This is a genomic window from Janthinobacterium sp. PLB04 (assembly GCF_021165895.1).
GTDB classification, from domain to species: domain Bacteria; phylum Pseudomonadota; class Gammaproteobacteria; order Burkholderiales; family Burkholderiaceae_D; genus Janthinobacterium; species Janthinobacterium lividum.
On record NZ_CP088968.1, the window covers coordinates 20,157 to 32,649 of the forward strand.

At 63.0% G+C, this 12,493-nt stretch carries 12 protein-coding genes; 7 read left to right on the forward strand and 5 right to left on the reverse strand.

The annotated features are described in order from the left end of the window. Positions 1-148: 148 nt before the first annotated feature. Positions 149-3,487, forward strand: a complete 3,339-nt coding sequence (locus LSO07_RS00090; protein WP_225317127.1) for a DEAD/DEAH box helicase — start codon at positions 149-151, stop codon at positions 3,485-3,487. A gap of 156 nt (positions 3,488-3,643) precedes the next feature. Here the strand turns inward: LSO07_RS00090 and LSO07_RS00095 are convergent, their stop codons facing one another. Both LSO07_RS00095 and LSO07_RS00100 read right to left on the reverse strand, forming a co-directional pair. Further along, positions 3,644-5,044, reverse strand: a complete 1,401-nt coding sequence (locus LSO07_RS00095) for a heavy metal sensor histidine kinase (protein ID WP_151091702.1) — start codon at positions 5,042-5,044, stop codon at positions 3,644-3,646. Beyond that, entirely contained in the window at positions 5,041-5,751 is a 711-nt protein-coding gene (locus LSO07_RS00100; protein WP_151091704.1) for a heavy metal response regulator transcription factor, read from the reverse strand. The genes LSO07_RS00095 and LSO07_RS00100 overlap by 4 nt, the downstream gene beginning before the upstream one ends. Positions 5,752-5,889: 138 nt before the next feature. Here LSO07_RS00100 and LSO07_RS00105 point away from each other — a divergent pair, with 138 nt between their 5' ends. Further along, on the forward strand, positions 5,890-6,384 hold the full coding sequence (locus LSO07_RS00105; protein WP_151091706.1) for a GlcG/HbpS family heme-binding protein: 495 nt from the start codon (positions 5,890-5,892) through the stop codon (positions 6,382-6,384). Between the two features lie 11 nt (positions 6,385-6,395). Beyond that, a complete protein-coding gene (uraH, locus tag LSO07_RS00110; RefSeq protein WP_099395750.1) occupies positions 6,396-6,806 on the forward strand; it encodes a hydroxyisourate hydrolase in 411 nt (136 codons plus the stop codon). Positions 6,807-6,813: 7 nt separating this feature from the next. On the opposite strand, the gene LSO07_RS00115 is transcribed toward uraH, so the two are convergent. Beyond that, positions 6,814-7,512, reverse strand: a complete 699-nt coding sequence (locus tag LSO07_RS00115; protein WP_034781272.1) for a glutathione binding-like protein — start codon at positions 7,510-7,512, stop codon at positions 6,814-6,816. Positions 7,513-7,689: 177 nt separating this feature from the next. Here LSO07_RS00115 and LSO07_RS00120 point away from each other — a divergent pair, with 177 nt between their 5' ends. Then, complete coding sequence (locus LSO07_RS00120; RefSeq protein ID WP_070280118.1) at positions 7,690-8,115, forward strand: hypothetical protein; 426 nt, start codon at positions 7,690-7,692, stop codon at positions 8,113-8,115. Between the two features lie 4 nt (positions 8,116-8,119). Here LSO07_RS00120 and LSO07_RS00125 read toward each other — a convergent pair whose 3' ends face one another. Beyond that, a complete protein-coding gene (locus LSO07_RS00125; RefSeq protein ID WP_151091708.1) occupies positions 8,120-9,772 on the reverse strand; it encodes a methyl-accepting chemotaxis protein in 1,653 nt (550 codons plus the stop codon). Between the two features lie 283 nt (positions 9,773-10,055). Between LSO07_RS00125 and LSO07_RS00130 the strand changes: the two genes are divergently transcribed. Further along, positions 10,056-10,484, forward strand: a complete 429-nt coding sequence (locus tag LSO07_RS00130) for an EamA family transporter (protein ID WP_151091710.1) — start codon at positions 10,056-10,058, stop codon at positions 10,482-10,484. A 73-nt stretch (positions 10,485-10,557) separates the two neighbouring features. Then, entirely contained in the window at positions 10,558-10,923 is a 366-nt protein-coding gene (locus LSO07_RS00135; protein WP_034781254.1) for a hypothetical protein, read from the forward strand. Between the two features lie 131 nt (positions 10,924-11,054). Here LSO07_RS00135 and LSO07_RS00140 read toward each other — a convergent pair whose 3' ends face one another. Continuing rightward, a complete protein-coding gene (locus LSO07_RS00140; RefSeq protein WP_151091712.1) occupies positions 11,055-11,459 on the reverse strand; it encodes a hypothetical protein in 405 nt (134 codons plus the stop codon). A gap of 193 nt (positions 11,460-11,652) precedes the next feature. Between LSO07_RS00140 and LSO07_RS00145 the strand changes: the two genes are divergently transcribed. Next, positions 11,653-12,471: an AraC family transcriptional regulator gene (locus tag LSO07_RS00145; RefSeq protein ID WP_092613288.1), complete on the forward strand. Its 819-nt coding sequence runs from the start codon at positions 11,653-11,655 to the stop codon at positions 12,469-12,471. Positions 12,472-12,493 lie beyond the last annotated feature (22 nt).

Consider the following 12,493-nt stretch of genomic DNA (forward strand, 5'->3'; position numbering starts at 1 on the left):
AAGCCAGGCAGGAAGTTGCTGCCTGGCTTTTTTTCGTCCGCAATCACCACTTTTTTTGCGGCAAAGCCCGCGCAATAGGCAAAAGTGCAAAACGTGCACCGCGCATACGCTTTACAATCCTCGCTCGCTTTACAAAATATTGGTCATCATGAATCAGGCAGAACAGCAGCGCCTCCTGGCTATCCTGGAGTATTGGCACAAGATCGAATTCTTTATCCCGTTTGACCTGAATCAAATCACGGACGTTGAAGACCAGTCCACCGTGCGCCTCCTGCACCGCGAACAGCTGGCGCAATTGCCGCTGCAGTTCGCCACGCAATGGCAAGTGCCGTCCTACCGCGAGATCGACGGCTTCTCGCTGTTCCTCGGCGTGTTCGACAAAGCCGAAATCAACAAGGCCTGTCCGCCGGCCAATGGCCCGGAAAACATTGCCGAAACAGAAAAAACAGAACTGCTGGGACGCTCGTGCTTTGCCCGCCTGAACCTCAATGCGCTGGGCGAGCCGCAATTCGACCCCGTGTCCGTGTCAACGTTGCCGTGGGCCCTGGGCCGCGCCCGCACGCCGGACTGGTCCGGCCTGAGCCTGGACGCCTTCAGCGACAGCCAGCTGGCGCTGCAGGATAGCTTGCGCAATTTCGCGGCAAGCCGCGCCCCGCAGCCAGTGACGGACGAGGCAGGCAATGTCTCGTCGCCCCTGTCCGGCATGGAAATCGCCGCGCTGGCCGACCTGCTGCGCGACTGGGCCGGCTTCCACCCGTCGGCAGGCCAGCCGCTGGCCGTGCTGGAATTGCGCACGCGCAAAAAACGCGCCGCCGTGACGGAAGCCGATGCGCTGGAGTCCAACCAGAACCGCAGCCTGGACTTTGGCGACGCGGTGGAACCATCGATCGATATCCTCAACAGTTTTTACCTCGACGACCTGGAACAGATCATCCGCGCCTTGCGTGGCGGCAAGCTACCCGCGACGGTCGCCGCCTACCTGACCCCGCTGGTGCAGGATGAGCGCATCGACCTGTACAGCCCGGCCGGACGCCAGGCGCTGGCCGCCATGCTCAATCCGGCCAATATGAACCGGGGACACTGGCTGGAAGACGCCAGCTACGCCATGAGCCTGATGCAACAGTTCGCCATCCACGGCGCGCGCACGGGCTTGAGCGAGCGGGGCATCTTTTCCGTCAACGGCCCGCCGGGCACGGGCAAGACGACCTTGCTGCGCGAATTATTCGCCGACAACATCGTGCGCCGCGCCAGCGTGCTGTCCTGCCTGGACCGCGCCGGCGACGCCTTCATCGGCAAGGTGGCCGTGGCCTTCGAAGGCGTGCGCGACCCGATTACCATCGCCCGCTTGCGTCCGGAACTGACGGGCTTTGAAATGGTCGTCGCTTCGTCGAATAACGCGGCGGTGGAAAACATTTCCAGCGACCTGCCAAAACCGAAGCAGCTGGGCAAGGAATGGGCGCGCACGCGCTATTTTGAAAGCGTGGCGCGCCGGGTCGTGGCCGATGGCAACGGCGCCAACCGCGCCCTGGGCGAGACGGAAGCGCCATGGGGCTTGATGTCCTGTGCGCTGGGAAACAGCGCGAACCGCCGCCGCTTCGCCAGCAATTTCTATGACGACGACTGGGACAAGACCACGGCGCGCAAGACGCCGAATGCGCAGAACATCCGCCAGTGGCTGGCCAGCTACCAGGGCGTCAGCTTCGCCCAGGCGGCGCGCGAGTTCCGCGAGACGGAACACGTGGTGGAAAAGGCCCTGGCTGAACACGCCCAATACGCCGCCCTGTGGCAAGCCGTGGGCACTTGCACGGAAGCAGACTTCATGCAGGCCAGCCAGCAAGCGCTGATTGCTGCCGAGCAAGAGATGGATGCGGCAAATGGCGCCCTGGCCTCCGCGCTGGCGCAGCAGGAGACATTGCTCGCCAGCAAGAAGGAATTGCTGGAAGAAGAACGCCTGGTGGCGCTGACGCAGCCCGGCTTCTTTGCTCGGCTGTTCCGCACGGCGCCCGCACGCGCCTTCAAGGATGCCGTCGTCGCCAACGCGGAAGCGCAGCGCCAGGCCGCGCGCGACGTGTCCGCCATCAAGCTGCTGCTGAAGGGCGAACTGGAGCCGCGCTGCGAGCGCGCCCGCAACAGCCTGCACATCGCGCTGCGCACGGCGCAATCGCGCCAGCGCGAATGGGATGACAGCACGGAACTGCTGCGCCGCGCGCGCATGCGTTTCCCCACCATCATCGCGCCGGCCAGCCTGGACGAGCTGGACGGCGATGCCCTGCAAATTGGCGGCCTGTGGCATGAACCGGCGCTGGCGCGCCTGCGCTCGCGCCTGTTCGCCAAGGCCCTGGCCCTGCATGAAGCGTGGCTGGCCGAGGTGGCAAAAAAGGGTGGCCCCGGCTTTGGCGGCAACTTGCTGGCCGTGTCGAAATTGCTGAAAAACAAGCGCGCCTACGACCAGTCGCACATCGCCATGGTCTGGCACAGCCTGTTCATGGTCGTGCCCGTCGTGTCGACCACGTTTGCCTCGTTCGCGCGCCAGTTCCAGGGCATGGGCCCCGAATCGCTGGGCTGGCTGTTCATCGATGAAGCGGGCCAAGCACCACCGCAAACGGCGCTGGGCAGCCTGTGGCGCGCCAAGCGCGCCGTCGTCGTGGGCGACCCGCTGCAGATTGAACCCGTGTTCACGGTGCCGGGCCGCCTGGTGCAGACCTTGTCGGCCCTGTCGCCGCACACGCAGGACGGCAGCTACGCGCCAGGCAGTGTTTCCGTGCAGACTCTGGCCGACAAGGCCAACCGCTACGGCGCCGTGGTCGGCGCCAACGGCGAAAAACCCTTGTGGATCGGCAGCCCCCTGCGCGTGCACCGCCGCTGCGTGGAACCGATGTTTTCGCTGGCCAACAGCATCGCCTATGAAGACAAGATGGTGTATGGCTTGAGCGAACGCACGCCGCCAGATGGCGCGCGGGGACTTACGCGGGGCCCCAGCCGCTGGATCGACGCCGTCGGCGCCGTCAGCTACAAGCAGATCGTGCCCGTACAGCTCGACTTCGTGCTGGAAGTGCTGCTGAAACTGTACCGCCGCGACGGCAAGCTGCCCGACATGTATGTGATCACGCCGTTCAAGGCCGTGCGCAACGAATTGCGTTCGCGCATCGTCGACATGGACTGGGACCGCCGCCTCGGCTACGGCAAAGCGCCGACGGCGCGCGAATTGCGCCAGTGGAGCAGCCAGATGGTGGGCACCGTGCACACCTTCCAGGGCAAGGAACAAAGCGTGGTGATGCTGGTCCTCGGCGCCGATGACAGCACGGTAGGTGCCGCGCAGTGGGCGGCGGCCACGCCGAACCTGCTCAACGTGGCCCTGACGCGCGCGCAGCATTACGTGTACATCGTCGGCAACCCGTTGCTGTGGGGGCAGTTGCCACACTTTGCGCCAGCGTGTGCGCAACTGGCGCATACGGGCATGCATGAGTTTTTGGTGGAAATGGGCTGACGGCCCCGAGACCATACGGGACCACGTAATCCGACAATATTATTGACGGCTCTTGTCGGATTACGCTTGGCTTCGCCTCGCTAATCCGACCTACCCTGTGCCGGAATGCGGCGTAGGTCGGATTAGCGTAGCGTAATCCGACACCACCCCAGTCAATTACGCCGGAAAAACCAGGGTAAACGTCGTGGCGGCCGCGTCGGACGCCACGGTCGCGCTGCCGCCGTGCAGCTGCATGATGGCCGTGACGATGGCCAGGCCCAGGCCCGTGGAAGCGGCCGAATCGCTGCGGGCCGGGTCGGCGCGGTAGAAACGCTCGAACAGGTGCGGCAAGTGGCGCGCGGGAATGGCGGGGCCGAGGTTGCTCACGCTCAATTCCACACCCTCGTTCGTCGCATGCGAGCGCAGCAGAATCGTGCTGCCTGGCGCCGCATGGCGGATCGCATTCGACAGCAAATTGCCCAGCGCGCGGCGCAGCAGTTGCGGCTCGGCCGTCACATTGCCGCTGCCGTGGCAAGCCAGCGCCAGCTCGCGTTCTTCGGCCAAGCCTTCAAAGAAATCCGCCAGCCTTGCAAACTCGTCCTGCACGGGCAAGACTTGCTTGACGAGCACCATTTCATCCTGCTGCGCCCGTGCCAGGAACAGCATGCTGTCGATCATGCGCGACAGCCGTTCCAGCTCTTCCACATTCGACGAGACCAGCTGTTCATAGTCTTGCGCGCTGCGCGGACGGGCCAGCATGACCTGGCTTTGTCCCAGCAGATTGGTGACGGGCGTGCGGAATTCATGCGCCAGGTCGGCGGAAAACTGCGACAGCCGCGCATAGCCTTCCTGCAGCCGCGCCAGCATGGCATTCAAGGCATGGATCAGCGGCAAGAGCTCCGTCGGCGCGCCGCGCGCATCGAGTTGCTGCTCCAGCTTGCCCGGCCGCACGAGGGCCGCGTGGGCGGCGATATTGCGCAGCGGCCGCAGTCCCCGCAGCAGCATCACGCTCGACAACAAAGCCGCCACCAGCGCGCTGACGGCGACGGAGACGACGATTTGCCAGCGGTAGGCGGCAAACATGGCCGTGCGGTCACCGTAGACCCGGGCGACGGATATGTCGGCCATCTGCGCCGGGTCGCCAATGCGCGCGCTGGCCGCCACCACCCTGGCCGGATAACCGTCGCGGCTGGTCCAGCTGACGATGGCGCTGTCCGTGACGGGCGCATCGACAGCCACGGGGACAGGATGCGCCACCGTCTCGCCGTTTGGATTGACATCGATCAAACGCGTGCCATCGGCGCGCACGATGCGGACCAGGGAATTTTCTTGCCCGCTCATGGTGTCGCGGAAATACTGGGGCCGCTCGCGGATGATGTCGAGGGTACCCGCATTGCCCAGCAGCTGCTGGATCTGCCGCAGTTTTCCCAATAATAAAATGTCGTCGCGGCGTTCGATTTCCGCGACGAACGAGCGGTACAAATGCATACCCAGCCCGGCCGACACGAGCGCCACGATCAGCACGAACACGAGCGTGACGCGCAGCGTCAGCGAACGGCGGAGTTGCGCCAGCTTCATTGCGTGGCGCCGCTGTCCGGCACGGTGGGCGTGCGCAATTCGCAGACATAGCCCATGCCACGCAAGGTGTGGATCAGCTTGGGTTCGAATGGATCGTCGAGCTTGCTACGCAGGCGGCGGATGGCAGCATCGATGACGTTGGTGTCGCTCTCGAAATTGATGTCCCACACTTGCGAGGCGATGATGGAGCGCGACAAGACCTCACCCTGACGCCGCGCCAATAGATGCAGCAAGCCGAATTCCTTGGCCGTCAGAGTGATGCGCTGGCCTTGCCGGCTGACCTTGCGTTTCATCACGTCGATTTCCATGTCGCCGATACGGATCACGTCGTCCTCGCGCGGCGGCCCGCGCCGCAGCAAAGTGCGGATGCGCGCCACCAGTTCGGCAAAGGCAAACGGTTTCACCAGGTAATCGTCGGCGCCCAATTCCAGCCCTTTGACCCGGTCCTGCACTTCATCGCGCGCCGTGAGGAAAATCACGGGCACGTCCGCACCGCCCTCCTGCAGCCGCAGCGCACGCAAGACTTGCCAGCCATCCATGATGGGCAGCATGACGTCGAGCACGATCAAATCGGGCGTGTCGCTACTGGCCATGTGCAGGCCGTCGCGTCCGTTGCGCGCCAGGCTCACCGTAAAGCCGGACTCGGCCAGGCCACGCAGCAGGTAGTCGCCCGTCTTCGGTTCGTCTTCGATTACCAGGATACGCATGGCCACTTTCTAAAGAGAATATAAGACCATTCTACGCCGCACGCAGAGCGCCGCGGATGATAAAAATGTCATGCGGCGATCATCTTCGCGTAGGGTAACACTGGCCATACTGGCGTCACTTGATTCCCTGGACGCCACATGAAAACCCTTCTTTTCGGCAGTACCCTGCTGTGCCTGCTGGCCAGCCCCGCACACGCCCAGCTGCGCAAGGTCGATGATCTTTCTCTGCCAGCTGCCAACAAGCTGGCCGATGCGGCCATGGCCGCTTGCCTGGCACAAGGCCGGCATATCGTCGTTACCGTGCTGGACCGTGGCGGCAATGTCGTGACGGTGCAGCGCGCCGACGGCGTCGGGCCGCACAACACGGAAGCCAGCCGACGCAAGGCGTATACGGCCTTGTCCACCAAGAGCGACACTTACACGCTGGCCATGGCCGCGAACGCCAATCCGGAGATGCGCAACCTGACTACCGTGCCGGAACTATTGCTGCTGGGCGGCGGCCTGCCCTTGCGAGCCCAGGGCGAAGTGGTCGGCGCCATCGGCGTGGCCGGTGGCGGTGGCGCGCAGCAAGACCGTGCCTGCGCCCAGACTGCCCTGGCCGCCATCCCCGAACTCGATTCCCCCACCCTTTGAAAGACACGACGATGACGTACCTGAAAAAGATCACCGCCGCCCTGGCCTTCGCCAGCCTGTCCAGCATGGCCCTGGCTGCCGCCAATCCCTTGAGCGTGCACATCCTCGACTTGCAGAGCGGCCAGCCGACAGCGGGCGTGACGGTCACCCTGGAGCAAAAGAAAGGCGAAGGCTGGCAACAGCTGGCCAGCGCCGTGACGAATGCGCAGGGGCGCATCGCGGCCATGTATCCGGAGGATGCTCCCATGCAGGCGGGCGACTACCGCATCGTGTTCAAGACAGGCGAGCACTATGCGCGCCTGAAACAGGAAACCTTCTTCCCGGAAATCCCCGTGCAATTCCACGTGGAAAAGACCGACCAGCACTATCACATTCCCTTGCTGCTCAGCCCTTTCGGTTTTTCCACTTACCGAGGAAACTGACCGTTGATCACGCCACCGTCTTCGCCGTCTGCCCGAACAGCACGCTTTTCGCATCGCCGCTGACGGTGGGCTGCACATTGATTTCAGCCGCCCGCGCATACGCGCGCACGGTGGCGGGACGGGCGGCAATGGCCGCGAACCAGCGCGCCAAGTGCGGGAAATCTTCCAGCTTCTGGCGCTGGCGCTCGTGCGGCACGATCCACGGGTAGATCGCCATGTCGGCGATGGAATAGCTGTCGCCGGCCACGAATGCACGGTCCGCCAGGCGCTTGTTCAACACGCCGTATAGCCGGTTCGTTTCGTTGACGTAGCGCGTGATGGCGTAGTCGATGGGTTCGGGCGCATATTGCACGAAATGGTGGTTTTGCCCGGCCATGGGGCCAAGGCCGCCCATTTGCCAGAACAGCCACTGCATCACTTCGGCGCGTCCCCGCACGTCGTCCGGCAGGAATTGCCCGCTTTTCTCGGCCAGGTATTGCAAAATCGCGCCCGACTCGAACAGGGACAAGGGCGCGCCGCCATCTTCCGGCGCCTGGTCGACGATGGCGGGGATGCGGTTGTTCGGCGCGATGGCGAGAAACTCGGGCTTGAACTGCTCGCCCTTGCCGATATGCACGGGAATAATGTTGTAGGGGATGCCCGCTTCTTCCAGGAACATCGTCACTTTGTGCCCGTTGGGCGTGGTCCAGTAATACAGGTCGATCATCGTGGTCTTTCCAGGTAGATAAGTAGGGCAGGCGGCCTCCGCATCACTATTGTCGCGCCGCAACTGATATGCATGGATATAATGCCACGTAAGCGAAAAACAAGACGGCGCAAGCATTCACTAGCGCCGTCACGCAGGCATCCCGACATTCCCGAGCACCAACCAAGAAAGCCGACCATGCGCAAACTCCTGATCGTCATGCTGTCCGTCCTGCTGTCAGGCTGTGTCCAGGACTTCGCCATCTACATGTTCGATGGACAGGACCATTCCCTGACCGTGCGCCGCCAGCAACGTTATTTTTGGCAAGATACCGTGGAAGTGCAGCTGATGGCGACCAATCTGCCGCAATGCCAGCGCCTGCATACCCTGTCGACGGATGCGCCGGCCGACATCACCGTCGAGCTGTTTGCAGCCGGCGATGGCATCTGGAATATCCGCATGGGCAAGCAGCTGTGGCAGGCGGAAACGAATACCTGCAATGCGCTGACGGAAATGGAAAACGACCCGAAAGCCGACCTGGGCCAGCCGGTCGGGCAATTCGTGGTCGTCGATGACAAACTGGAATTCGAACCGGCGCCGCAAGCGGCGGCGCCAGCCCAATAAAATCCTAGCGCGCCGCCAGGCTGCGCAGCGGCTTTTTCGCCACGGCGCGTGGCGCGCCAGCCGAACTTGCCGCCAGGCGCGGCGACGTCCCCGTCCCAGGCTCCTGCGCCGACAGCTTGAAGCGCGCCACCAGTTGCGCCAGCACGGCCGCCTGGTCTTGCATGCTCGACGCCGCGGCCGCCGCCTCTTCCACCAGTGCCGCATTTTGCTGCGTCACGCTATCCATCTCCGTGATCGCCTGGTTGACGTGGCCGATACCCGTGCTTTGCTCGTGCGAAGCGGCCGTGATGTCGGCCATGATGTCGGTCACGCGCGAAACGGAAGCCACCACCTGATCCATGGTCGTGCCCGCCTGTGCGACGAGCGTGCTGCCGGCCGCGATGCTGTCGACGGAAGCGCCGATGAGTTCCTTGATTTCCTTCGCCGCGCCAGCGGACCGTTGGGCCAGATTACGCACTTCCGACGCCACGACGGCAAAGCCGCGTCCCTGCTCGCCGGCGCGCGCCGCTTCCACGGCCGCGTTAAGCGCCAGGATATTCGTCTGGAAAGCGATGCCATCGATGACGCCGATGATGTCGACGATCTTGCGCGACGAAGCATTGATGGTATCCATGGTGCCGATCACTTGCGCCACCACGGCGCCGCCCTGGCGGGCCACGGCGGAAGCGGACTGCGCCAGTTCATTCGCCTGCACGGCGTTGCCCGCGTTTTGTGTCACGGTCGAGGTCAATTCCTCCATCGAGGCCGCCGTTTCTTCCAGCGAGCTGGCTTGCATTTCCGTGCGTGCCGACAAGTCCATATTGCCGCTGGCAATCTCGCTCGATGCCGTGGCAATCGTCTCGGCGCTGTGGCGGATTTCGCTGATCGCGTCGACCAGGTTGGCTTGCATGGTTTTCATTGCGTACAGCACGCTGTGGCGGTCGTTGGCATGCGTGCGCACGACGCCGCTCAAATCGTTATTCGCGATCTTTTCGGCCACGTCGGCCGCATACTCGGGATCGCCGCCCAGCGCATGGCGCAAGCTGCGGTTGATCACGACGACGACGGCGGCCAGCAGCGCGCACACGAGTACCAGCACGCCCAGCGAAGTCAGCAGCGACTGGCGGAAGGCCGCATCGATATCATCCATGTACACGCCCGTCACGATGGTCCAGCTCCATGGCTTGTAGGCCACCACGCGGCTCATCTTCGGTTCCGGCGTCTTCTGGCCGGGACGGGGGAAATAATAGTGGACGAAGCCCTTGCCCGCATCGGTCTTGCCGACGGCAACGATGTCACGATACAGATAAGTACCGTTGGCATCTTTAAAATCCGACATGTTCTTGCCATCGGTTTGCGGTGCGGCGGGATTCATCACGACGACGGCATCGAGGTTGATGATGGACAAATAGCCGGTTTCGCCGAAACGCATGCTCTTGATGACGGCCGTGGCCTGCTTCTGCGCTTCTTCCTTCGTCAGGGCGCCGCTGGCGGCCAGGTCGCCGAACATCTTGACGGCGCCCAGGCCCAGGTCGGCGGCATTGCTCAGGTCGGCGCTGCGCTCTTCGATGCGGATCTTGCGAACTTCCAGCGCGTTATAGACAAAAATAACGGTGATGCACAACAAGCTGCAAATCAGGGGAATCCATAACTTCTGCTGGAACGTCAATTTCTTCATGCTGTGTCTCCAACTATCTATTTGCGGCAATGGGGCGTGGCCCGCTTCCTGCCCTGCAAGCCAGGAATGCGGCGGCGACGGTGCTCTGGCGGCACCGTTCAGACTGCTTCAGCATACGCTTGAACGACCGATATTTACAATGCCGGGAAGCAATGAATTTTGCCCAGTGTTGTTAATGCGTTGCGACAATTGATGAGAATTGATGCTGCACCGCAATAGGTTTTTTCCCGATCAGCGTGCTACGCTACAGTCGATCTGACGTCGCCACCGCGCAAGGAGCCCCATGTCGACCACTTTCACCTGGCAAGGCTTTGCCATCCTGTCGGCCGTGTTCGCGGCCCTGACGGCCATCCTGGGCAAGCTGGACGTAGCCCACCTGAACAGCAATATGGCCACGTTGATACGTACGGGCGTCATCCTGCTGGTGACGGCGGCCATCATCTCGCTGCGCGCCGAGTGGCAGCGCCCCAGCGGCGGCAACTGGGTGGGCTGGACCTGCCTGATCGCCTCGGGCGTGGCCACGGGGCTGTCGTGGCTGTGCTATTTCCGCGCGCTGCAGCTGGGGCCCGTCTCGCTGGTGGCGCCCGTCGACAAGCTCAGCGTGGCGCTGGTGATGCTGGCCGGCTGGCTGGTGCTGGGCGAACCGTTCACGCTGAAAGGGGCCCTCGGCGGCGGCTTGATCGTGCTCGGCTCGCTGATTTTGCTGTTGTAATGCATTCCCCGGCACGCGGCGGCGCGCCTGTGTCAGAATGCACGCCGCATAGATCGAATCACGAAAGAACAGCATGACCAAGAATGAAGCCATGAAACGCATCAACGACCGCCTGGGCAAACCCACCCTGACGGACAAGAACACGCATTTTGCCAGCGTCGCCAGCTATGGCACGGACGAAGGCTGGTGGCTGAAGATCCCCTTCCTGACGTTCAAGCAGGAATTGCACTTCATCCTCAACAATGAAAAAACGAAAAGCTTCCAGCACCTGAAAATCGGCGCCAACCAGATCCTCAGCCCCGGCATGAAGTTCCGCAGCACGGGCGGCGCGGCCGACGCCTTCATGTCGGCCTCGGCGCCGAAACGCCTGGTCGACCTGCTCGACGGCGGCAGCAAGTACAACTTCACCAAGCACTTCGTCAACGACTACCGCTACTAAAACACCTGACCAAACCTACTGCGCGGCGCGCTTTGCGGCCTGCGATGCTCACCGTACTAGAAGTACGGTTGCGCTTCTTAGCCACAAATCACTGCCGCTCGCTACGGTTTTGTCAGGTGCTCTTGAGTTTGTCAGCCCTCCCTTGGCGGCAGCCACGCCTTGAGCAAATGCTGGGCGATGTCGAGCGCGTCGTCGCGGCTGGTGCCGAAATGCAGGGGATAGCCCCAGAACTTGCCGAACATCACGGCAAGGGCCTTGCCGGCCAGGCGCTTGGCGGCGCTCGGTTCGACCAGCACCATGCCCTGGATATACGCGCGGATGGCCGCCTTGTTCTGCTTCATCCATAGTGAAGCCCGCTTGCGCTCTTCCTGCGGGTGTTCATGCCCGTCCTCGTCAAAGCCTTCCTCGCTGAGAATGACAAACGCCTGGCGGCGCGCCAGCAGCGCGTCAAACTGGGCAAACAGAATATCGGGCTGGGCAGGCGCTGCCTCGCGGCGCATCCAGACGAGTGGGAATGTGGAAAAATCGAGTTGCATGGGATGACTCCTTCAAGGGGGTTGCCGTTCCTCCTCACCTTCATCAGAACACGGGCGGCGGCGGTTGCCGTTGAAGCGGGGCTGCGGATGCCCATACGATAGCGTTGGCAGCGCTGCGCGTCATTGCATAAAATAGCCACAATATTATTCAATCCAGCCAAAGTGACCCATGCCCCATCCCCTCTTGCCCAGCATGCTGACGGCCCACCTGGGTCTGGACGATGACGCCTCCATCCTCGATTTCGACGTCGATGGCGTGCTGCGCCCCTTGCTGGCCGTGGGCCTGGCCAGCGTGCCCGAGGATGCGGAGCAGGCGCCGCATCAGCACCGCAAGGGGCAGTTGCTGTATGCCACGCGGGGCGTGATTCATTGCGAGGTGGAAAGCGGCGTGTGGATCGTGCCACCGCAGTGCGCCGTGTGGATACCAGGCGGCCTGATGCATGCTGCGCAGGGCGTGGGCGAGGCGGAATGTTATTGCCTGTTTATCGAGCCGGCTATGGCGCCAGCCTTGCCCGCCGTCTGCTGTACCGTGGCCGTTTCGCCCTTGCTGCGCGAACTGATTGCCAAGGCGGCCGGTTTTCCCACCCTGACCGTGCTGCAGGGCGCGCAGGAACGCCTCGTGCTCACTCTGCTCGACGAGCTGGCGGCCGCGCCCGTGGAAGACTTGCATCTGCCGATGCCGCGCGATGCGCGCTTGCGCTGCCTGGCTTCCCTGCTGCTGGCGCAGCCTGCCGATAAAAGTACCCTGGCCGAATGGGCCAGCCGCATCGGCATGAGCGAGCGCAGCATGACCCGGCAGTCACTGGAGGAAATGGGCATGAGCGTAGGCCGCTGGCGCCGGCAATTGCACGTCATCCTTGCCTTGCAACGGCTGGCGCAAGGGCGCAGCGTGAAAGCGGTGGCGCTGGAACTCGGTTATGAAAATACCAGCGGTTTCGTCACCATGTTCCGCAAGGCCGTGGGCAAGCCACCGGCGCGCTACCTGGCGGAACGGGAATCGAAGAGACTATAAAACGCATAAAAAAAGGCGGCAT